General features: G+C 70.4%; 17 protein-coding genes and 1 pseudogene. 12 read left to right on the forward strand and 6 right to left on the reverse strand.

Annotation, left to right across the window (positions count from 1 at the left end; genetic code table 11):
* Positions 1-395 precede the first annotated feature (395 nt).
* Positions 396-4,271 (forward strand): DNRLRE domain-containing protein, encoded by a 3,876-nt coding sequence (locus tag AOK11_RS11200; RefSeq protein ID WP_167353780.1) that lies wholly within the window; start codon positions 396-398, stop codon positions 4,269-4,271.
* Positions 4,271-4,756 (forward strand): hypothetical protein, encoded by a 486-nt coding sequence (locus AOK11_RS11205; protein WP_063793454.1) that lies wholly within the window; start codon positions 4,271-4,273, stop codon positions 4,754-4,756. The genes AOK11_RS11200 and AOK11_RS11205 overlap by 1 nt, the downstream gene beginning before the upstream one ends.
* A gap of 406 nt (positions 4,757-5,162) precedes the next feature.
* Here AOK11_RS11205 and AOK11_RS11210 read toward each other — a convergent pair whose 3' ends face one another.
* The 3 genes from AOK11_RS11210 to AOK11_RS11220 all read right to left on the reverse strand — a co-directional run bounded on the left by AOK11_RS11210 (position 5,163) and on the right by AOK11_RS11220 (position 8,756).
* The gene (locus AOK11_RS11210; RefSeq protein ID WP_055593517.1) at positions 5,163-6,650 is read right to left on the reverse strand and encodes a DUF2637 domain-containing protein; all 1,488 of its coding nucleotides are present in this window, start codon (positions 6,648-6,650) and stop codon (positions 5,163-5,165) included.
* Positions 6,651-6,825: 175 nt separating this feature from the next.
* The gene (locus AOK11_RS11215) at positions 6,826-7,686 is read right to left on the reverse strand and encodes a DUF3558 family protein (RefSeq protein ID WP_055593518.1); all 861 of its coding nucleotides are present in this window, start codon (positions 7,684-7,686) and stop codon (positions 6,826-6,828) included.
* 119 nt (positions 7,687-7,805) lie between these two features.
* Positions 7,806-8,756, reverse strand: a complete 951-nt coding sequence (locus AOK11_RS11220) for a hypothetical protein (RefSeq protein ID WP_055593519.1) — start codon at positions 8,754-8,756, stop codon at positions 7,806-7,808.
* A 215-nt stretch (positions 8,757-8,971) separates the two neighbouring features.
* On the opposite strand from AOK11_RS11220, the gene AOK11_RS11225 reads away from it, so the two are divergent.
* On the forward strand, positions 8,972-10,165 hold the full coding sequence (locus AOK11_RS11225) for an RtcB family protein (protein WP_055593520.1): 1,194 nt from the start codon (positions 8,972-8,974) through the stop codon (positions 10,163-10,165).
* A 21-nt stretch (positions 10,166-10,186) separates the two neighbouring features.
* On the opposite strand, the gene AOK11_RS11230 is transcribed toward AOK11_RS11225, so the two are convergent.
* The gene (locus tag AOK11_RS11230) at positions 10,187-10,963 is read right to left on the reverse strand and encodes an SDR family NAD(P)-dependent oxidoreductase (protein WP_055593521.1); all 777 of its coding nucleotides are present in this window, start codon (positions 10,961-10,963) and stop codon (positions 10,187-10,189) included.
* Positions 10,964-11,163: 200 nt separating this feature from the next.
* On the reverse strand, positions 11,164-11,499 hold the full coding sequence (locus tag AOK11_RS11235; protein ID WP_055593522.1) for a YnfA family protein: 336 nt from the start codon (positions 11,497-11,499) through the stop codon (positions 11,164-11,166).
* Positions 11,500-11,595: 96 nt separating this feature from the next.
* On the opposite strand from AOK11_RS11235, the gene AOK11_RS11240 reads away from it, so the two are divergent.
* The 6 genes from AOK11_RS11240 to AOK11_RS11265 all read left to right on the forward strand — a co-directional run bounded on the left by AOK11_RS11240 (position 11,596) and on the right by AOK11_RS11265 (position 19,593).
* The gene (locus tag AOK11_RS11240; RefSeq protein ID WP_055593523.1) at positions 11,596-12,681 is read left to right on the forward strand and encodes an LLM class flavin-dependent oxidoreductase; all 1,086 of its coding nucleotides are present in this window, start codon (positions 11,596-11,598) and stop codon (positions 12,679-12,681) included.
* Positions 12,678-13,355, forward strand: a complete 678-nt coding sequence (locus AOK11_RS11245; protein WP_055593524.1) for an FMN reductase — start codon at positions 12,678-12,680, stop codon at positions 13,353-13,355. Before AOK11_RS11240 ends, AOK11_RS11245 begins: the two co-directional genes overlap by 4 nt.
* A 301-nt stretch (positions 13,356-13,656) precedes the next feature.
* Positions 13,657-14,499 (forward strand): response regulator transcription factor, encoded by an 843-nt coding sequence (locus AOK11_RS11250; RefSeq protein ID WP_063793455.1) that lies wholly within the window; start codon positions 13,657-13,659, stop codon positions 14,497-14,499.
* 231 nt (positions 14,500-14,730) lie between these two features.
* Positions 14,731-16,143: a HAMP domain-containing sensor histidine kinase gene (locus tag AOK11_RS11255; RefSeq protein WP_240497298.1), complete on the forward strand. Its 1,413-nt coding sequence runs from the start codon at positions 14,731-14,733 to the stop codon at positions 16,141-16,143.
* Positions 16,144-16,313: 170 nt separating this feature from the next.
* Positions 16,314-17,582: an ArgE/DapE family deacylase gene (locus tag AOK11_RS11260; RefSeq protein WP_055593525.1), complete on the forward strand. Its 1,269-nt coding sequence runs from the start codon at positions 16,314-16,316 to the stop codon at positions 17,580-17,582.
* A gap of 256 nt (positions 17,583-17,838) precedes the next feature.
* Entirely contained in the window at positions 17,839-19,593 is a 1,755-nt protein-coding gene (locus tag AOK11_RS11265) for a sigma-70 family RNA polymerase sigma factor (protein ID WP_055593531.1), read from the forward strand.
* 80 nt (positions 19,594-19,673) lie between these two features.
* On the opposite strand, the gene AOK11_RS11270 is transcribed toward AOK11_RS11265, so the two are convergent.
* Positions 19,674-19,976: a hypothetical protein gene (locus tag AOK11_RS11270; protein ID WP_055593526.1), complete on the reverse strand. Its 303-nt coding sequence runs from the start codon at positions 19,974-19,976 to the stop codon at positions 19,674-19,676.
* Positions 19,977-20,298: 322 nt separating this feature from the next.
* Between AOK11_RS11270 and AOK11_RS11275 the strand changes: the two genes are divergently transcribed.
* From AOK11_RS11275 to AOK11_RS11280, 3 genes and pseudogenes are all read left to right on the forward strand, one after another.
* Positions 20,299-20,499, forward strand: coding sequence for a hypothetical protein (locus AOK11_RS11275; RefSeq protein WP_055593527.1), 201 nt, complete (start codon positions 20,299-20,301; stop codon positions 20,497-20,499).
* A gap of 486 nt (positions 20,500-20,985) precedes the next feature.
* Positions 20,986-21,144: a sigma factor-like helix-turn-helix DNA-binding protein gene (locus AOK11_RS39610; protein ID WP_240497299.1), complete on the forward strand. Its 159-nt coding sequence runs from the start codon at positions 20,986-20,988 to the stop codon at positions 21,142-21,144.
* Between the two features lie 4 nt (positions 21,145-21,148).
* Positions 21,149-21,566: pseudogene (locus AOK11_RS11280) on the forward strand (hypothetical protein); the annotation flags it as partial.

The raw sequence follows: 21,566 nt of genomic DNA on the forward strand, positions 1-21,566 counted from the left end.
ACCGGGCGCCCCGTCCTCGTGCTGCCTGCTCGTCCGTGTGCTCGTCCGCGTGCGGGTCGAGAGCCTGACGTCGCCGTCGGCTTTTCCGGCTCCTGGTCAGGGCACTTTCTGCGCCGTGGCTTCGCCACCGACGCCCGCGTCATCGGTGAAGCCGCTACCACGGCCACGAACTCCGCCGACCAGCTGCGTCGCGCGCACGATGCCGCTCAGGACGTCCGTGGGCGCCGAAGCAGGCAGCGACGGCGGCGGACGCGCCACGGGGGTGTTGTGGCTTACGTCTCATTGCCTGTGCATGCGGGAGAAAGTATGAAGATCCTTGTTCTTTTCTGTGAATGGGGGGATCCAAAATGAGGAAGAGACGCGGACCCAGATGTTCGCGCATACTCGGGTTCAGTTTGTACGCGCTGGCTGGCTGCTTAGCCGTCGAGATCGGCGTCCCGGGGCTGCAGGCCGACGCCTCCACCGCACAACCTGTCTCGTCCGTGGCGGAGGAGTCTGACGACGTCGAGGCGAAGGTCGGTGCGGCGCGTATCCGCGCGGCTTTGCTTGGTCAGCGCGTAGAGGTCACCGCGCTGCGTACGGAAAGTTCAACTGCCTACGTCAATCCCGACGGCTCGGTGACCGAGGAGTCGTCCACCGGACCGACGAGGGTCAAGGACGAGAGCGGAACGTGGCGAGACGTCGACACGACGCTCGTTCGCCGTGATGGGGTTGTGCAGCCGATGCAGGCCGCAGCGGACATCAGCTTCTCCGATGGTGGTTCGGGTGCTCTCGCGGAAGTGAGCGAGGGCAGTCACACGCTCGGCATCGGCTGGGACGGCGATCTTCCCCGGCCGACGCTCGAGGGCAACACCGCGACCTACAGCGATGTTCAGCCCAACGCCGATCTGGTGGTCTCCGCACTGCCGGAAGGCTTCTCGCATCTCCTCGTGCTGAAGGAACGGCCGAAGGAGCAGGTGGAGCTGAGAATACCCGTCGCTGCCGACGGCTTGACGCTCCGTAAGGCTTCTGATGAACGGCTGCTCTGGGAGAGCAAGGACGGCAGAGATGTGGCCACGGCGCCCGTTCCCGTCATGTGGGGAGCTACTGAGCGCGCTGCGTCCGGTGAGCCGGCTGATGTCACCGATGTCGCCGTCACGGTGGAGGGCAGCGGTGACGGGCAGACTCTGGTTCTCACGCCGGACCATTCGTTCCTGCAGGATCCTGACGTGAGATACCCCGTGACTGTGGATCCGACCAACACGCTGCTCGGTCCCGTCACGGACACCTGGGTCCAGGATGCTGCCTATCCGACGTCCCAGCGCGGCTCCACCGAACTGAAGGCGGGGACGTACGACGGGTCGGAGCGTGCTCGTTCCTACCTCAAGTTCGATGCGGCCCGATTCCGCGGCAAGCGCGTCATCGACGCCGACCTGCGTCTCTTCTCCCACTGGTCGTCGACTTGCTCGACGGACAATGCGGGGATCGAGGTCCGACGGGTCACCAGCGACTGGGACCCCTCCGCCATCTCCTGGGCGAAGCAGCCGAGTACGACCACTGCGGCGGCTCCCGTATCGAAGGCGGCAAAGGGCTACAACGCGAATTGCCCCGCTGGACAGGTCTCGTGGGACGTCGACGGCATCGTCCAGGCGTGGGCGGACGGTCAGCCCAACTACGGGGTGCGTCTGGCGGCTGTGAATGAGAAAGACCCCCTCACCTGGCGGCGTTACCGATCGGCTAACTACGTCGACGGGTCGCACGACTCCGGGACTGAGCCGTCACTGATCGTTACGTACAACTCCGCGCCGACGACTCCCACGGAGTTGGGGGTCAGCCCTCGTAAGGCCGGCACCCCACTTGTGGTTCGGTCGCTCACGCCCACCCTCCAGGCCAAGGTCGGTGACAGTGACGTCGAGTCCGCGTTGACGACCGAATTCCAGATTCAGCCCGATCCTGGATTCGCCGACACCACGTACACCTGGACCGGGAAGACCGCAAAGTTCACGCCGGACACCGTGGCCACGACGCAGGTTCCCACCGCTTCGGCGCTGCCGGACGGCACCCACCTTCGGGTTCGGGCGCGCACCAGTGACGGGATCGATACCTCCAACTGGTCCGGTTGGACGGCGCTCCAGGTCGACGCGAGCGCTGTGCTGCCCGCAGACTTGCCCACCCAGCTCCAGGCCGGAGCGACCGATACCACCTCTCCCCTGGTCACGGGCGTTGTCACCTCGCCCAATGGGGGCATGGTCGAGGCCCAGTTCCGGCTCGGCAACGCCAGTGGGACCCAGACCTTGGGCAGTCAGTTCGTGCCCAACGGCGAGCGCGCCGGTTTCAAGATTCCTGCCGACCGGCTCGATTCCGGTGGGCCGTTCAACTGGTCGATGAGAGCCTGTTACGAGGGCAAGTGCTCCGCATGGACCGAGAAGACCGCGATAGCCGCAGGATCCGGTACGGAGGTCGTCGAGACGCCCGCCAGTATGTCGGTGAGCGTTCCGCTCACCAAGGCCACCGTCTGCACCGGTACGGCCACCTGTGTCGGCGAAACCGGCACGGCGCTGAAGGTGGGCAGTGTCTCCGGCAAGAACTGGCGCACCTATCTCAAGGCCGACCTGTCGAAGATTCCTGCCGGAGCGCGAGTGACCGGTGCCACACTGCAGTTGCAGTCGAGCGCGACAACACCCGACCTGGCCGTACATGCTCTCAACGATGCATGGGCCACCACGGGGACGGGAAGTGACTTGGACAAGGTCACGGCTCCGGGTGTCAACCTGGATGCGGCGGCCCCTTGGGCGATCGACGTCACCGGTCTCGTCACCGGCTGGACCGACGGCGCCAACATCAACCACGGTCTGGTATTGCGAAGGGCGGATACTGCGCCGAGCACGGCGGGCATCAGTTTCACCTCGGCCACATTCACGGTCGAGTACGGGCCAGCCACACCGCCGTCACCGCCTGAAGGGCTCCGTGCGCGGGCGGGGGACGGGGGAGCTTTGGTCATGTGGGACGCCAGCGCGGACAGCGGTTACAACGACACGGACCTCACCTACGAGGTGACCGCACTGGATGCCGACGGCGCCGTGGCAGCCAAGCGCACCACGCACGGTACGGACATGGTGATCACCGGCCTCACCAACGACGCTCCCTACACCTTCAAGGCGAGCGCCTCGAGCCCGTACGGCACCAGCAGCACGGTCACCAGCGATGCAGTCAGGCCGCTGCGTGCTCCCCTGAGTGCCGCCACCTACACGGCGACCGTCAACGAGTATCTCGAAGCCACCGCTGCTTTGAACACCGGCGCGCACAACAGTGCAAGCGCCGCGATCAACGGTCGGCCCCATGCCGAGAAGTACTCCTGGTTGTTGAAGGCGGAGGAATTCTGGCTGATCGATACTCGCGACGCCCTGAAAGCAGACAGCCTCACCTATACGTCCATCACGTCCACTCTGTCGGACGTGCTGGCGATGCCTTCTGCTGACGGCTCGGTGACCGTCCGTGCCACGGTGAATGAAAAGAGAACGCTCGCCGACACACCTGAGGAACCAGAGACCGACGAGACAACCACCCTCTACACCTTCTCCGGGAAGGATTCGCCCGTACTGCGGAGCAAGATGAACGCCGCGCAGTACGAACAGCGGATGTCCAAGGGTGACGACGCCTACGGTGCTGTGACGCACAGCAGCGTGGAGAGCGACATCTCTCCCACGGCATCCACGAGGCAGGTCCCCTCTACCCTCGGCGCACTTGCTGTGGACCAAACCCAGTACACGCCGTACGCCACCGTGAATGACAGTGGTACAGCGAAATGGGCCAGGGCTCACTGGAACGACCGGCACGAGTACAGCCAGGACTGCACCAACTACGTTTCCAAGGCGCTGTACCACGGTGGCGGAATGCGCATGAAGGGAAAAAACAAGAACAAGAAGAGCGTGGACAACTGGTGGCGCATCAAGCACTCCTCGCCGCCGCACTCGGGTGGGGGGTTCTACTACACCAACTCTCACACGTGGACCGTCGCTGACAAGATGGAGACGTTCCTGTCCAAGCACAGCTACGGCATCGTGAACACCGAATCCAAGCAGAAGGAGGCCAAGGTCGGCGACGTGGTCTTCTTCAACTGGGGTGGAAAGGGGGGGTGGGACCACGCGGGCGTCATCACCAAGATGTCGAAAGGGAAGGCCTACGTGAGCGCGCACAACAACAACCGCCTGAACCAGCGCCTCGACACCTACATCCGAAGCCAGAGGGGCACGTGGGCGAACATCCACCGCGTCAGGCCGGAGTGGTACTGATGCTCAAGACCTCAAGAGCCAAGTGGTTCGTGGCGGCACTCGTCACCCTGTGTCTGGGCGGAGGCGTCCTCGCATGGTGGCTGCTCCATGAACCGGCGCCCTACGCCTTGCGGGACACCCCCGAGGTGAATGTGACGGTCCGCGCCGCGGAGTCCACCTACCCCGAGGTCAAGGAGGTCGCTCGCGAGGTCGAATTGGTCCTCAAGGTGTATATCCAACGCCTCCGGGGTGGTGACGCCGCGGACCTGGCCGGGGTCGGTGCCCCGTGGTACACCGGCCGGGAGGAGGCCGCACAACACCTGATCGCCGAGTTCGGCACGCACGCCGACAAACCGGTCGAAGCAGTCGTGGCCGACCCCGTCGCACCGGGCCTGGCCACCGTGGAACTCCGCTTCGGTGACGGCCGGAAGCAGGTGCTCGACCTCACCCGCGACGACGATGTGTGGTGGTTGAGCGTGGGGAACGGTGATCCGGTGAAGCCGTAGGCACCGGTACCCCTTGATGGATCACGACCGCCGTCCAGAAGCCTTGTGCTTGTGGACGGCGGTCGCTTGCGCGGCTTCGCAGACCGTTCACAACAGCGCAAGGCGGGTCGACCTGATGACGGCGGAGGACGGGAGCCGCTGAAAGAGATCCGGCTTCCCCATCGCCTTGTCCAAGGCGGTGATGGGCGCCGGATGGTGGTGGCGTAGCAGTGGTACGTCGCCGTCCTCATCCGCTCGATTTCCGGCGCGAGCCGCTCGCCGATCGTGGTCATCGGATCCAGTCACGCTCGAAGCGAGGACGCGCCTCGGCCGGGTAGTGCTCCAGCACCTCCGTGATCCAGTCCATCTCCGGGGGAGGGGCTGCCCGGTGAGAACACCGGGCAGCCCCTCGCCGTTCGCGTGCGGGTCACGCGATGTGGTCCTCCTCCAGCTCCGCGAAGTGTTTTTCCTGGAATTCCATGACCATGCGCTTGGCCTCGGCGTCCGGCAGGGTGCGGCCGTACGTCGCCTCGACGTTGGCGGCGAACTCGCGCGGAGTCGGGTAGCCGCTGTCGCTGATCGACCGCTTGAAGACCTGGTAGTAGGCCTCCTCGTCCGGGAGCGGGGCCTCCGGGGTGCCGCCGCCCTCGCCCAGCTCACGGGTACGGCCGGGGCCGACCGGGATGGGGAAGGTGCCGGTGTCCTCCGGGGACGGCTCCTGCACCGGGGGTGCCTCCTCGAACTGCCCGCGGTACTGCTCGGCCCGCTCCTGCTCCGCCGCCCACGCGGCGTACTGCGGGTCCTCGGCGGGGTCGTAGGTGGGGTCGTAGCCGCCGTGGTACTCGACGGACTGCGGGTCCCGGGCGTGCAGCCACGAGCTCTGGTCCGGGTCGGGCGGCTGCTGCTCGTACGGGGCGTTCGGGCCGTGCTGCTCGTACGGGGGCATGAACGGCGCGTCCGGGACGTCCCGGGGGCCCCGGGTGTCGCGGAAGGCCCGGGGGTCCTGGGCGGCGCGGTGGCCGCCGTCGCGGTGGTCCTCGTCGTGCGCGCCGCCGTCGTTCTCGTCACCGGAGGTGCCGTGGTCGCCGCGGTTGCCGGGGCCGCCCGTCAGTTCGGGGCGCTGTTCGGCGGGCGGGGCCGCCTTCTGCAGGGAGAGCGCCGGTGCCGCGGCGGCCGGGCCGTCCACGGTGGCCCGGTGCTCGGGGGCCGGCGGGATCACCGCCGGTTCGATACCGGCCGCCGCCAGACCCGCCGGGGCCGTCTCGGCGAGGGGGACGCCGTACTTGGCCAGGCGCAGCGGCATCAGGGACTCCACCGGGGCCTTGCGACGCCAGCTGCGGCCGAAGCGGGAGCGCATCCGGGCCTGGTAGACGAGACGTTCCTGCTCCAGCTTGATGACCTGCTCGTAGGACCGCAGTTCCCACAGCTTCATCCGCCGCCACAGCAGGAACGTGGGTATCGGCGAGAGCAGCCACCGGGTGAGGCGGACGCCCTCCATGTGCTTGTCCGCGGTGATGTCGGCGATCCGGCCGACCGCGTGCCGGGCGGCCTCCACGGAGACCACGAACAGGATGGGGATCACGCTGTGCATCCCCACGCCGAGCGGATCCGGCCAGGCCGCCGCACCGTTGAAGGCGATCGTCGCCGCCGTCAGCAGCCACGCCGTCTGACGCAGCAGCGGGAAGGGGATGCGGATCCAGGTCAGCAGCAGATCCAGGGCCAGCAGGACGCAGATGCCCGCGTCGATGCCGATCGGGAACACGTAGCTGAAGTTCCCGAAGCCCTTCTGCAGGGCCAGTTCGCGGACGGCCGCGTAGGACCCCGCGAAGCCGATGCCGGCGATGACCACGGCTCCGGCGACGACCACGCCGATGAGAATCCGGTGCGTCCGTGTCAGATGAATGGGCGCGGCCACCCGTACTCCCCTCCTCAAGCGTGTTGTTGCGCGCAACAGAGTGGCACATGTGTGCGGAGAACGAGTGGCCGGTTCCGTATCGGAGCTTCACCGCATGCCTTCGGGCACGTCTTCGGGCACGTGCTGATCCCGTCTTCGCGCCCGTCCGGGGGCACGTCGCCGTGGCCCCCGGACCTCAGTCCTTCGCCGGTGCCGGGGAGGACGCCGGCTTCGACGGCGAACCGCTCTCGGCGGCCCCGCCGGAGCTCTTGCCGTCCTTGGACCCGGTCACGGTCTTCACCGCTTCCTTCGCCGCCTTCTTCGCGTCCTGCATCAGGTCGTCGGCGTTCGGCGCCTTGTCGCCGGCGAGACCCGCCCCGTTGTAGTCGAGGGCGATGACGACGTTCTCGACGCGGGCCACGACCGTCTGCTGCTTGAAGGTGCCTTCCTTCTTCTTCAGGTCGTAGCGCACGGCCGTCGCCTCGTCGCCGGTGTCCGCGACCGGTTCGGACGCCGTGTCCTCGGCGCCCTCGGCGGCCTGGACCTCCTTGACCCGCTTGTCGTAGTAGTCCTTGGCCAGTTCGTCGCCCGCGCCCCGCGTGGTGTCCGACTCGAAGCGCAGCATCGACACGCTCAGCCAGCGGAACTGCGAACCGTCCACACCCTTGCTGGCGAGGCTGTCCCAGGAGCAGCCGGCGCGCGTCGAGATGTCGTCGGACTGGCTCTCCTTGCCCGACTTCGCCTTCGGTACGAGGTCCTCCAGGGTCTTCTTCGACAGGACGTCGCACGCTTCCGGCAGATCCTTGTACACCGCAGCCCGCACCGTCGGGGACGGGCTCGCGGATGCGGACGCCGACGCCGAACCGTCGGCCGCCTTGTCCTTGCCGTCGTCGGAGCCGGAGTCCGAGGAGCAGCCGGCGGCGATCAGCATCGCGGGGACGGCCGCCGCGCCGACAAGGACGCGGTGGAGGCGCTTCACTCTCCCCCGCTGTCCGGACGACGTGGGTGGGGTCCCCCTGTCTCGCTGTGCTCGTCGCTGCATGCTTCCTTCACTCATGACGCTCGTGTTCCCTGCGGTCAAAACGGGCTCCAGGGGGTCACCGTACGCGGTGAGTCCACCGTGTGGTCTTCCTTCGGATGCTTCGCGCAGGGCCGTGAAGGAGGCGTGCGCGAGGCTCAGCCGCTCAGCGAACCGGCCAGCAGAGAGGCCAGTTTCCGCGCCCTGTCCTGCATTTCCTTGCTGTCCGGGACGGTGCCGACGGTCGCCGGCTGCTCCGCGTACTCGATCGTCACGATCACGTTGGACGTGCGGAACGCCACAGTCACCGAGCGCTGCTTGACGGTGGATCCGGAGCTGCTCAGCTCGTCGTCGATGAAGGCCTCGTCACCGAATTCGTCCAGCAGGCGGGGCTGGAGGTCGGCGGGCGGGACGGACGGTGACGCGGGGGAGGACCCGCCCTCGGACGGCGAGCCGGAGCCGGAGGTCTTGGTGGCCGCCGCGGCGTCGGCACCGGAAGAACCGGAAGAACCGGAAGAACCGGAAGAACCGGAAGAACCGGAGGTTTCGGAGGGGCGGGCCGAGGGGGACGAGGACGCGTCCGGATCGGCGGACGCGCTGCCGCCGCCCTCGCCGGCGTCGTCGTCCGTGCCCGCGGAACCGGACTCCGTGGCGGTCGGCTCCGGAAGGTCCGCCGCCGTCCGCTTCGTCGCGAAGAGTTCCTCGGCCTGACTGTCGTCGCTGACGGCGTGGTCGTAGGAGACGACCCGCTCGAAGTCGATCACCAGGCGGTTGGTGGCCTCGACCGACTCCACCTTCCAACTGCAGCCCACCTTGCGGTCGGTGTCGTACGTGAGCGTCGCCTCGCCCGCGTACGCCTTCGTCCGCTGGGCCTCGTCGGTCATCTCCCCGATGCCGGGCAGGAGTTCGTCGAGCGTCTTGGGGCCGACCGCGCCGCAGGGCTCCGGAAGCGTGGCGTACCTGCCGGGCTGGGCCGCCTGCGACGCCGTCCCGGCGCTGCCCGGATTGGAGTTGTCCGACGGGCTCCCGTCGCCCGAACTGCCGGTGCATCCGGCCAGCAGGGCCGCGAGGAGCGCGGCGACGCCGGGTACGTAGGCCCTCCGCTGCACGGCCGGGCTCCTCTCGACGGTGGGCGCGGGCCTCGGCCCGCGGGGTCTACCAGTGTCCTTGCTGCTTATTCGCTTGCCGCACGGGGGCACCCCCGGCAGACAATGTGTATCGCACGCACTGCCGTGAACGCCGGTCCGAAGTCCCTTTCGTCGATCCTGGCGACGGTTTTTGCGCTTTCGCACTTCTGTTTGTTTTTCGGGGGAATGAGGGAAATATGTCGTACGTGGAGATGCCGGGCGCGAAGGTGCCGATCCGCCTGTGGACGGACCCGGCGTCGGTGGAGGAGGGCGCCCTCCAGCAGCTGCGGAACGTGGCGACCCTGCCCTGGATCAAGGGCCTCGCCGTGATGCCGGACGTGCACTACGGCAAGGGGGCGACGGTCGGCTCGGTCATCGCGATGCGGGGCGCGGTGTGCCCGGCGGCGGTGGGGGTCGACATCGGCTGCGGCATGTCGGCGGTGAAGACGTCCCTGACGGCGAACGACCTGCCGGGCGACCTGTCCCGGCTGCGCTCGAAGGTCGAGCAGGTGATCCCGGTCGGGCGCGGGATGCACGACACCCCCGTGGACCCGGCCCGCCTGCACGGGTTCGCGACCGGCGGCTGGGACGACTTCTGGGGGCGGTTCGACGGGGTGGCGGAAGCGGTCAAGTTCCGTCACGAGCGGGCCGGCAAGCAGATGGGAACGCTGGGCGGCGGGAATCATTTTGTCGAAATCTGCACGGACACGACCGGTTCTGTCTGGTTGATGCTGCACTCCGGTTCCCGGAACATCGGCAAGGAACTCGCCGAGCACCACATCGGCGTGGCCCAGAAGCTCCCGCACAACCAGGGCCTGGTCGACCGCGACCTCGCCGTCTTCGTGGCGGACACCCCGCAGATGGCGGCCTACCGGAACGACCTGTTCTGGGCGCAGGAGTACGCGAAGCGCAACCGCTCGATCATGATGGCGCTCCTGAAGGACGTGATCCGCAAGGAGTTCAAGAAGGCGAAGCCGGCCTTCGAGACGGAGATCAGCGCGCACCACAACTACGTGGCCGAGGAGCGCTACGACGGCATGGACCTGCTCGTCACCCGCAAGGGAGCGATCCGCGCGGGCTCCGGCGAGTTCGGGATCATCCCGGGCTCCATGGGCACCGGTTCGTACATCGTCAAGGGCCTCGGGAACGCCGACTCCTTCAACTCGGCGTCCCACGGCGCCGGCCGCCGCATGAGCCGCAACGCGGCGAAGCGGCGCTTCTCGACCAAGGACCTGGAGGAGCAGACGCGGGGTGTGGAGTGCCGCAAGGACTCCGGTGTCGTGGACGAGATTCCGGGCGCGTACAAGCCGATCGAGCAGGTCATCGACCAGCAGCGGGACCTCGTGGAGGTCGTGGCGAAGCTGAAGCAGGTCGTCTGTGTGAAGGGCTGACCGCGGGAGCCGGTGCCGCCCTCAGCGCTCCCGGTGGATCTTGCTGTTCGACGCCTGGGCGCGCGGGCGGACGACCAGCAGGTCGATGTTGACGTGGCTGGGGCGGGTCACCGCCCAGGTGATGGTGTCGGCGACGTCCGCCGCGGTGAGGGGCTCGGCGACGCCCTCGTACACCTGGGCGGCCTTCGCCTCGTCGCCGTCGAAGCGGGTGAGGGCGAACTCGTCGGTCTTCACCATGCCGGGCGCGATCTCGACGACGCGGACGGGCCGGCCGACGATCTCCAGGCGCAGGGTCTCGGCGAGGACGTGGGCGCCGTGCTTGGCGGCGACATAGCCGGCGCCGCCCTCGTAGGTGGCGTGCCCGGCGGTCGAGGACACGACGACGACCGTGCCGTCGCCGCTCGCCTCCAGCTTGGGCAGCAGGGCCTGGGTGAGGTGCAGGGTGCCGATGACGTTGGTCTCGTACATCCGGCGCCAGTCCTCCGGGTCGCCGGTCGCGACCGGGTCGGCGCCCAGCGCGCCGCCGGCGTTGTTGACCAGGACGCCGATGGTCCTGAACGCGGTGGCGAACTCGTCGACGGCCGCGCGGTCGGTGACGTCGAGCGGGTACGCGGTCGCCGTGTGGCCCGCCGCGTGCAGCTCCTCGGCGAGTGCCTCGATCCGGTCCTTGCGGCGGGCGGTGAGGACGACGCGGTAACCGGCCTCGGCGAGTCCGCGTGCCGTGGCGGCCCCGATCCCGCTGCTCGCGCCGGTGACGACGGCGATACGCGACGCTGCGGACGGTGTTGCGGCGGCCATGGGGCTCCTCCATGCGGGCGACTGCGGTGCCGGGCCCGGCCAGGATATGCGGGAGCGGGCGGTCCGCCGGGGCGGCCCCGGCCCGCGCGGGCGCACGGGTGCGCCAGTGCGGAGCGGTGCCGCGTGAGTGTGGTGGGTGCGGTGGGAGTGGTGAGTGAGGTTGGAGTGGTGGGGGTGATGGGAGTGGTGGACCCGTGGGGTCAGCCGTGGCGCGGGGCCCACATGATCACGGCCATCCCGGCCAGACAGATCAGCGCGCCGGCGATGTCCCAGCGGTCCGGGCGGTAGCCGTCCGCGACCGCGCCCCACAGGAGCGAACCGGCGACGAAGATGCCCCCGTACGCGGCGAGGACGCGGCCGAAGTGCGCGTCGGGCTGGAAGGTCGCGACGAATCCGTACGCGCCGAGGGCGAGGACGCCGCCGGCCGCCCACATCCAGCCGCGGTTGTCCCGTACGCCCTGCCAGACCAGCCAGGCGCCGCCGATCTCCAGGATCGCGGCGAGGACGAACAGGGCGGCGGAGCGGACGATCAGCATGCGGGCAGCTTCGCACGCGGGTTTTCGGAATAACGGGAGAGGGGGACCCGTTCATGGGTATAGTTGAACCGTCAACAATCTGGAAGGTGAGCGGCCATGCAGTTCGGGATCTTCAGCGTCGGTGACGTCACGCCCGACCCGACCACGGGGCGTACCCCCACCGAGCGCGAGCGGATCAAGGCCATGGTTGCCATCGCGCTGAAGGCGGAAGAGGTGGGCCTGGACGTGTTCGCCACCGGCGAGCACCACAACCCGCCGTTCGTGCCGTCCTCGCCGACGACCATGCTCGGCTACATCGCCGCGCGCACGGAGAAGCTGATCCTCTCCACCTCGACCACGCTGATCACCACCAACGACCCGGTGAAGATCGCCGAGGACTTCGCGATGCTCCAGCACCTGGCCGACGGCCGGGTGGACGTGATGATGGGGCGCGGCAACACCGGGCCGGTCTACCCCTGGTTCGGCAAGGACATCCGCGAGGGCATCAACCTCGCCATCGAGAACTACGCCCTGCTGCACCGCCTGTGGCGCGAGGACGTCGTCAACTGGGAGGGCAAGTTCCGCACCCCGCTGCAGGGCTTCACCTCCACGCCCCGCCCGCTGGACGACGTACCGCCGTTCGTCTGGCACGGGTCGATCCGCTCGCCCGAGATCGCCGAGCAGGCCGCGTACTACGGTGACGGCTTCTTCCACAACAACATCTTCTGGCCGGCCGACCACACCAAGCGGATGATCGAGCTGTACCGGGCCCGGTACGCGCACTACGGGCACGGCACGCCCGAGCAGGCGATCGTCGGCCTCGGCGGCCAGGTGTTCATGCGGAAGAACTCGCAGGACGCGGTGCGCGAGTTCCGTCCGTACTTCGACGTCGCCCCCGTCTACGGGAACGGGCCCTCGCTGGAGGAGTTCACCCGGCAGACCCCGCTGACCGTGGGCTCCCCGCAGCAGGTCATCGAGAAGACGCTGTCCTTCCGCGACTACGCGGGCGACTACCAGCGCCAGCTGTTCCTCATGGACCACGCGGGCCTGCCGCTGAAGACCGTGCTCGAGCAGCTCGACCTGCTCGGCGAGGAAGTCGTGCCGGTGCTGCGCAAGGAGTTCGCCAAGGACCGCCCGGCCGACGTGCCGGACGCCCCGACCCACTCCTCGCTGCTGGCCGGCCGGGAGGTGACCACGGTATGAGCGTCGTCGTCGTATCGGCCGGGCTGAGCGTGCCGTCGTCCACCCGGCTGCTCGGGGAACGGCTGGCCGCCGCGGCCACCGGGCAGGCCCCGTCCGACGTGCGGGTGATCGAACTGCGGGACCTCGCGGTCGACATCGCGCACAACTTCACCAGCGGTTTCCCGGCACCGGCGCTCGCCGAGGCGATGGACGCCGTGACCGGCGCGGACGGGCTGATCGTGGTCACGCCGGTGTTCTCGGCGTCGTACAGCGGGCTGTTCAAGTCGTTCTTCGACGTGCTCGGCGTACGGGACCGGGAGGCGCTGGCCGGCAAGCCGGTGCTGATCGCCGCGACCGGGGGCACGCCCCGGCACTCGCTGGTGCTGGAGCACGCCCTGCGCCCCCTCTTCGCCCACCTGCGCGCGGTCGTCGTCCCCACGGGGGTGTACGCCGCGTCCCAGGACTGGGGCGACAAGGGCCTGGACGCCCGGATCGAGCGGGCGGCGGGCGAGCTGGCCGCCCTGACGGGCGCGCTGTCGGCCGCCTCCGGCGGTACGGGCGGCGGTACGGGCGGCGGCGCGGACGGTGGCGGCGCGATCAGTGTCACGCGCGGGGGCGCGGCCGGCGACAAGTTCGACGCGCGCAACGTGGTGCCGTTCGAGGAGCAGCTGGCCGCGCTGCGGTCGGCGGGCTGAGCGCACCGGGGCGCTGCACGCGCTGCACGCGCCGAAGGCGCTGAGTACAGAGCTCCCGGCGGTCTCCTGGACAGCGGCCGTCGGGTGAGGCGACCGGTTCCGTCCGGTTCCGGTCGCTCGCGAGGATCCGGTCGCGGGTGGGGACGCCTGCGACCGGACCGCGAGCAGGGCCGTGCGCCGGACCGTGACCGGATCACGGGGCGCACGGCAGTCCGGGTGAGAGGGCGGGAGGACGAGAGGGCGGCGGTGTCCGGGCCACCGGTCGTTCGCCGGGGCGGCGGTCCTTGGCAGACTGGCACCCGTGCCCCCTACCGCGTCCCACACCCCCACCGTGCTGCTCGCCGAGGACGACCGTGCCATCCGCAACGCCCTGGAGCGCGCCCTGATCCTGGAGGGCTACCGGGTCACCGCGGTCGCCGACGGCGTCGAGGCGCTGGCGCAGGCCCACCGCAGCCGGCCCGACGTCCTCGTGCTGGACGTGATGATGCCCGGCATCGACGGGCTCCAGGTGTGCCGGGTGCTGCGCGCCGAGGGCGACCGCACCCCCGTACTGATGCTGACGGCGCTGGTGGAGACCGCCGACCGGATCGCTGGGCTGGACGCGGGAGCCGACGACTACGTCGTCAAGCCGTTCGACGTCGAGGAGGTCTTCGCCCGGCTGCGCGCCCTGCTGCGCCGGGCGGCACCCGCGCCCGCCCCCGCTCCCGAGTCCGTCGAGTCGTCGACGCGGGAGCCGGGGCCCAAGACCTCGGGAACACCCAAGACCTCAGGAACACCCAGGAACTCCGGGACGCCCGGGACATCCGGGACGACGGACGGGCGGACGGGCGACCCGGCGGCAGGGCGGTTCGTCGAGGCGGCCGGGCTGCGCATGGACCCGCGGGCGCGCCGGGCCTGGCGGGGCCGGCGCGAGCTGGAGCTGACCCGGACCGAGTTCGAACTGCTGGAGCTGCTGATCCGCAACGCGGGCATCGTCCTCGACCACTCGACCATCTACGACCGCATCTGGGGCTACGACTTCGGCCCGGGTTCCAAGAACCTCGCCGTCTACGTCGGCTATCTGCGCCGCAAACTCGACGAACCCGGGGCGCCGCAGCTGATCCACACGGTGCGCGGGGTGGGTTACGTGCTGCGGGAGGACTGAGTGGCGCGCGACACCGTCGGCGCCCCGGGCACCTCACCTACCCCGGGCACCTCACCTACCCCGGGCACCTCACCTACCCCGGGCGTCTCACGTGCCCCGGGTACATCGCGTGCCCCGGGTACGTCGCGTGCCCCGGGTACGTCGCGTGCCCCGGGTACGTCGCGTACTCCGGGTACGTCGCGTACTCCGGGTACGTCGCGCACGTCGGGTATCCCGGCCGGGCGGCGTCGGTTGCGGCTGCTGTCGCTCGGCACCAAGTTCGCGGTGGCCTTCGCCGCGGTGACGGCCACGGTCACCGTCCTGATCGGCATCCTGTCGTACGGCGCCGCCGCCCGGCTGCTGCGGGTGGACCAGCAGATGGTGTTCGACGAGGTCGTGCAGGACCTGCGCGGCGAGGTGCGGGCGAACCGGATGGCACCGGTCGACTTCTCCTCCGCCGCCCCCGGCCACGACCTGGTGCGGCCCGCCCGGACGGACGTCCAGGTGCTCGGGCCGGACGGCCGGATCGTCGACCCGGGCGACCCGGGGCTGCCGGTGGTCGCCGCCGACCGCGCGGTCGCGGGCGCCGCCACGGCGGGGCGGGTGGTCGAGCACGCGGACGTCGACGTCGGCGACGACATCTACCGCGTCGCGACCGTCGCGCTGGGCGACGGCCGGGGCGCGGTGCAGGTCGCGCAGGAGTTCAGCGACACCGAGGACCTGCTGCGGACCCTCCAGCGGCGCACGCTCGTCCTGATGGCGGCGGTGGTGACCGCGGCCGGTCTGTTCGGCTGGTGGCTGGCCCGGCGGATCACCCGCCGCCTGGTCGTCCTCACCGCCGCCGCCGAGGACGTCGCCCGCACCCGCAGGCTCGGCATCCAGGTGCCCGTCACCGGTCACGACGAGGTGGGGCGGCTCGGCCGCGCCTTCGACCGGATGCTCGGCCGGCTCGCCCAGTCCGAGGACGACCAGCGCCGACTCGTCCAGGACGCGGGCCACGAACTGCGCACCCCGCTCACCTCCCTGCGGACCAACATCTCCCTGCTGCGCCGTATCGACGAGCTCCCTCCCGACACCCGCGAGGAACTCGTCGCCGACCTCACCCAGGAGGCCCGTGAACTGACCGACCTGGTCAACGAACTCGTCGAACTCGCGGCCGGCCAGTCCGACACCGAGCCGCCGTGCCGGGTCGACCTCGCCGACATCGCCGAGGGCGTGGCCGCACTGGCACGGCGCCGAGGCGGACGCGAGATCACCGTCCACGCGAGCGGCGACACCACGACCGACGGACGGCCCGGCATGCTGACGCGGGCGGTGTCCAACCTGGTCGAGAACGCCGTCAAGTTCGACCGGAACGGCACCGCGCCCATCGACATCACGGTCGCGGGGCCCGCCCGGCCGGGCACGATACGGGTGGAGGTCCGCGACCGGGGGCCCGGCATCGCCGCAGGTGATCTGGTCCGCGTCTTCGACCGCTTCTTCCGCGCCGCCGACGCCCGCTCCCTCCCCGGTTCGGGCCTCGGCCTGTCCATCGTCCGCGAGGTGGCCCTGACCCACGGGGGCGCCCCGTACGCCGTCCGCCGGCCCGGTGGCGGAACGGTGATCGGCTTCACGGTGGGCGGCGGCCCGCTGACGGACTCCGCCGACGAGGACCTGGGCACCTGACGCGCCGGTGCCGGTGCCGGTGCCAGTGCCGGTGCCGGTGCCGGTGCCGGTGTCAGTGACGGTCCCATGCCGCCGTCGCCGTCCCCGCCGCCGCGTACGGACCGTCGGAGGTGAGCATGTATGCGAGCGGGGGCGCTCCGTACGCGCCCCGGAAGGGGAGGAGTGACGACGTGCTGACCGATGAGGAGACCGCCGCGCTGGCGGCGATCGACGAGGCGGCCCTGGGACGGACCCTGCTGGAGCTGATCGGCGTGCCGAGCGTGACCGGGAGCGCCGCCGAGTCCGAACTCCAGCACCAACTGGCCGGCCGGCTGGAGTGGCTGGGGATGGAGGTCGACCTGTGGTCCATGGACCTGCCCGCGCTGCGCGCCCATCCCGGCTTCCCGGGCATGGAGGTGCCCCGCGAGGAGGCGTGGGGCCTGGTCGGAACCACCCCCGACGGCGGTGACGGGCCCACCCTGATCCTCCAGGGCCACGTCGACGTCGTACCGCCCGGCGACCTCGAGGCCTGGGGGGACGGCGACCCGTTCGTCCCGCGGGTGACCGGGGACGTCGTGCACGGGCGCGGCGCCTGCGACATGAAGGCGGGGCTCGCCGCGCACCTCGCCGCCCTCGCCGCGATACGGGCGGCCGGGATACGCCTGCGCGGCCGGGTCGCCGCCCACTTCGTCGTCGGCGAGGAGGACGGCGGCGTCGGCGCGTTCGGCACCCTGGAGCGCGGGCACGGGGGCGACGCCTGCGTCATCGCCGAGCCCACCGCCGGCACCCTGATCACCGCGAACGCGGGCGCGCTGACGTTCCGGCTCGCGGTGCCCGGCAAGGCGGCGCACGGCAGCGCGCGGGAGCAGGGGGTGAGCGCGGTCGACGCGTATCTGCCGCTGCACCGGGCGCTCGCCGACCTGGAGGCCGAGCGGAACCGGGACCCGTCCCCGCTGCTCGCCGAGTACCCGATCCCGTACGCGCTGTCGGTGGGCACCGTACGGTCCGGGGACTGGGCGAGCAGTGTGCCGGACCTGCTGGTCGCCGAGGGCCGGCTCGGTGTACGCCTCGGCGAGGACCCGGCCGAGGCGCGCGCCGACCTGGAGCGGTGCGTGGCCCGGGCCTGTGCCGCCGACCCCTGGCTGCGCGACCATCCGGCGACGGTGACCTGGCCGGGCGGCCTGTTCGCGAGCGGCCGGCTGGAGGAGGGACACCCGCTGCCGGACGTCGTCGGCGCCGCGTACACGGACGCCACGGGCGGCCCGGCCCCCCGGCAGCGCGGGGCGACGTACGGCAGCGACCTGCGGCACTACACCGGCGCGGGGATACCGACGCTGCAGTTCGGGCCGGGGGACATCGCGGTGGCGCACAGCGCGCGCGAGCAGGTGTCCCTGCGGGAGACGGTGGCGGTGGCCCGGACCCTGGTGCTCACGGCGCTCAGGACGGTGGGGACCAAGTGAGGCGGACGGTGACGGCGCTCACTGTCCCGCACGGGGCCCTGTGCCACACTCGCCCCGTCGTGGTCGAACGCGCGTACGTGGAGGGGGGTTCGCGCGTGCTGGAATGACTCCCGCGCTTTGTGTTATCCGGCCCTCGGTGACGGCTCTCCTCTTGTGACAGTGCAGTACGAGCCAGGACCGAGAAGGAGCGTGGACGAGCGTGGCAGCGAGCAGCGAACCCGGCAGGGAGACGGTCGAGGCCGCACGGCGCGGCGACATGCGGGCCCAGGACGAACTCGTCGCCGCCCACCTCCCGTTGGTCTACAACATCGTGGGCCGGGCCCTGAACGGGCACCCCGACGTGGAGGACGTGGTGCAGGAGACCATGCTCCGCGCCCTCGGCTCGCTCGGCTCGCTGAAGGACCCCGGCAGCTTCCGGTCCTGGCTGGTCGCCATCACCATGAACCAGATACGCCGCCACTGGCGCAGCGAGAGCCACGGCGGGGCGGCGCCGGTCCGTTCGGGCCTGCACGACGCGTACGAAGTCGCCGACCCGGGCGCCGACTTCGTGGACCTGACGATCCTGCGGCTCGGACTGGAGGGCCAGCGGCGCGAGGCCGCCGAGGCCACCCGCTGGCTGGACCCCGACGACCAGGCCCTGCTGTCGCTGTGGTGGCTGGAGGCGGCGGGCGAGCTGACGCGGGCGGAGGTCGCCGCCGCACTGGAGCTGCCGCCGCAGCACACCGCGGTGCGCGTGCAGCGGATGAAGGCCCAGCTGGAGACGGCCCGGTTGGTGGTGCGGGCACTGTCCGCACAGCCGCGCTGCGTCCTGCTGGACGACATCACCGAGGCCTGGGACGGCGTCCCCTCGGCCCTGTGGCGCAAGCGCATCGCACGCCACGCCCGGGACTGCACCGTCTGCGCGGGTTTCCAGTCGGGGCTGGTCCCGGCGGAGGGCCTGCTGGTCGGACTGGGCCTGGTGCCGGTGGCGGCGGGCCTGCTCACCGCTCTCGGCGCCGGGACGGCGGAGGCGGCGCCGATGTCCTTCGCGGGCCGTGCGACGGCGGAGCCGGGGGACACGGCGACAGCGTCGTACGGGGAAACGCCGACGGAGCCGTACGGGGAAACGGGCGGCCCGGTGCCCGCCGGCTCCCCGGCCGAGAACCTCGGGACGGTGGAGGTGGGCCGACGCCGTGCGAACCGCAGCGCAGGCGACCGCACTCGCGGCCGTACGAACGGCCCCGCGGGCAGCCGCGCGCAGAACCGCGCACGGAGGAGGCGGAGCAGGAACATCGCGGCCGTGGCCGCGGCGCTGCTGGTCACCGGCGGCGCGATATCCGGGTGGGCCCTCCTGACACCGGACGGCGAAGCGGACAAGGTGCAGTCGGCCTCCGCCGGCCGTCCCGGATCCACCGCGTCCGAGCCCGCGTCACCGAGCCCTTCCTCCTCCGCATCCGCCGCTGCCTCCGCCTCCGCGTCGTCCTCACCCTCACTCTCACCCTCGGCCTCCGCCTCGCCGGACGCCTCACGCAAGCCGAAGTCCTCGGCCACACCGAGCTCCGAGGCGACCCGTACGAAGTCCGCCGCCGCCCCCGTACAGCCGGAGAAGACGTCGGCGCGCCCCGAGCCGGCACCGTCCACCGCGCCCGCGGCCGCTCCGGGAGGCACCCGGGCCGCCCAGGTCCTGGCCCTCACCAACACCGAACGGGCCGCGGCGGGCTGCTCACCGGTGACGCTCGACAACCGCCTGAACAAGGCGGCCCAGCTGCACAGCGAGGACATGTCCGCCAACAACTACTTCTCGCACACCGGGCAGAACGGCAGCAGTTTCGTCGACCGCGTCACGGCGCAGGGCCACCCGAGCCCGGGTGCCGAGAACATCGCCCGCGGCCAGAGCTCCGCCGAGAGCGTCATGGAGGCGTGGATGAACTCCGAGGGCCACCGCGCGAACATCCTCAACTGCTCGCTCACAACGATGGGCGTCGGCGTGGTCACGAGCGACTGGACCTGGACCCAGGTGTTCGGCCGCTGACCACCCTGTTCGCGGCAGGTGGGTCCGGTCCCGGTTCGGCACGGAAGTCCGGAAGTCGTCGACTGCCGCCCCGGGCCCGTTCAGCGGAGCCGGTCGGGGCTCCAAGCGTGGTCCTGCTCGCGGACGTACTCACGGTGATCGGCGTCGGTGGCGAGTTCGGCGCCCCTCAGGGTCGGCTCCGAGGGCGCGCACTCGTACGCGGTGAAGCGCTTCGCCGGCCGAACGGCCACGAGGGCGGTGCGGGCTGCCGCCTCCGGCGCGCGAGTCTCCTCTTCCGAGAGCGCGACGCGGTCCAGGAGAGCCGCGTTGCGAAGCCAGAACTCACGGTCGCCCGCCTGCTGGAATGCGGACAGAACGCCCGAGTTGTTCAGCCCGCGAAACATTCCGCACCTGTGACGTCCCTCACGTGTTCGAAGGTTCGGCAAGGTGTTCAGATGGCCGGGAATGACCCCTTCCGGGCGGCGTGGTGCATGTGTTCCCCCTGGTCGCCGCTGGTGTCCGAGCGGTAACTTAACGCTGTGGTCTATGCCTGCGTGTGCCGAGGTGATCACCTTGAGTAGAAATTTGGTCGGGTAGGGCATGCGCGTTTACCCCCTCCGATCAGAAATCCTGCAGTCGAGGACCCAGAGCGGTGTCCTCCGCGGCGTCATCTCTCCTCCGTGAACGATGAGTTGACGTTGCGTTGGCAGGAGAGGACCAGGTCCCGTGACCGTGAACGATCTGCTCGCGCTACTGGCGGCCATCACCGCTGTGCGCGTCTTCCTCCCCGACATCGTCGCGGGGATGCGTCGACTGCTGCGCGCCGGCGCCCGGATCGGCGTCGCCGAGTTGCTGAGCACGCAGCCGGTACGAGCCGTGGCCACCGAGGCCCGTGCTGCGGCCTCCGTCCGGGACGAGGAGGCATGACGATGTCGGTCCCCGAGGACAGTGACGCGCGCTCCGCCCTCCCCACCACCTCGGAGGAACTGAACTCCTTGCAGGGCATCCACTACGAGATGCCGTCCGACCTGGACGCCTTCTACCGGATGTACGCTCGCCCGCAACTGCGCTACGCAGCCACCGTGCTGGGCGACATGAAGGCCGCCCAGAGTGTCGTGCGCCGTCTCTACACCCATCTCTCCCTCAACTGGGCCGTGGTCCTGCTCGAGGACGGCGGACCGGAGGCGTACGCCTGGCGTGTGCTGAAGATGAGCGTCGAGCTCCACATGCGCATGACCGTCGGCCCCGCCGCCGACGGGCGCAGCACCACGCCCGCCGGGAATGCGCGAACCACCGCCGTTCATGAGGCCGTCCGTGCCACGCTGGAGAACATGCGCACGCAGCTGGCGGCCATAGAGTCCCCCCCTCGGCCTCTATACGGCCATCGCCGCACTGCCGGAACGCCAGTTCGACGTGATCATCCTGCAATACGTGCTGGGCTACCCCTGCAAACAGGCCGCCAACATCATGGGCATCAACCCGGCCACGGCCCGGACCCACCGGCGCCTGGCCCGCAAGCGAATCGCCACCAAGCTCGGCATAGACCTGGGTGACGACGAGGAGAAGGAGTAAGACCGTGCCGCGCAGCTTCGACGAGTACCTCGACCAGGCCGCCCTCCCGGACACGGTCACCGACGCCGACCTCGACGCACTGAAACAGGAGATCGTCCGCGACGTCACCGCCACCCTGATGTTCGGCGCCCGCCCCGCACCCGAGGGCTGCTACCCCACCGCACTCGACGGCGCGGAAGCGGCACTGACGGCCTTGTCCACCGAACTCATCCACAGCACCGACGCCGCCGGGTGCCTGGCCCGCATCGCCGACGCCCCCTCCGACGCCGACGGCGCACTGCACTTCGGCTGCGTGCTCAACCTTGCCCAGGAACCCGACAGCGCCCTGTGGTGGTGGCAGTTCGCCGCAGGCGCCGGCAGCGCCACCGCCGCTTACTGCCTCCACCTGTTCCACCTGCTGCGCGGCGAACTGCCACCACCAC

The sequence above is a fragment of the Streptomyces hirsutus genome (genome assembly GCF_001418415.1).
GTDB lineage: Bacteria > Actinomycetota > Actinomycetes > Streptomycetales > Streptomycetaceae > Streptomyces > Streptomyces hirsutus.

Bases quoted from the DNA above. Each gene is read 5' to 3' on its own strand.
- AOK11_RS11235 (WP_055593522.1), bottom strand. From the start codon at position 11,499: ATGCTGATCGTCCGCTCCGCCGCCCTGTTCGTCCTCGCCGCGATCCTG.
- AOK11_RS11245 (WP_055593524.1), top strand. From the start codon at position 12,678: ATGAGCGTCGTCGTCGTATCGGCCGGGCTGAGCGTGCCGTCGTCCACC.
- AOK11_RS11240 (WP_055593523.1), top strand. From the start codon at position 11,596: ATGCAGTTCGGGATCTTCAGCGTCGGTGACGTCACGCCCGACCCGACC.
- AOK11_RS11205 (WP_063793454.1), top strand. From the start codon at position 4,271: ATGCTCAAGACCTCAAGAGCCAAGTGGTTCGTGGCGGCACTCGTCACC.
- AOK11_RS11215 (WP_055593518.1), bottom strand. From the start codon at position 7,686: ATGAGTGAAGGAAGCATGCAGCGACGAGCACAGCGAGACAGGGGGACC.
- AOK11_RS11225 (WP_055593520.1), top strand. From the start codon at position 8,972: ATGTCGTACGTGGAGATGCCGGGCGCGAAGGTGCCGATCCGCCTGTGG.
- AOK11_RS11270 (WP_055593526.1), bottom strand. From the start codon at position 19,976: ATGTTTCGCGGGCTGAACAACTCGGGCGTTCTGTCCGCATTCCAGCAG.
- AOK11_RS11230 (WP_055593521.1), bottom strand. From the start codon at position 10,963: ATGGCCGCCGCAACACCGTCCGCAGCGTCGCGTATCGCCGTCGTCACC.
- AOK11_RS11265 (WP_055593531.1), top strand. From the start codon at position 17,839: ATGCGGGCCCAGGACGAACTCGTCGCCGCCCACCTCCCGTTGGTCTAC.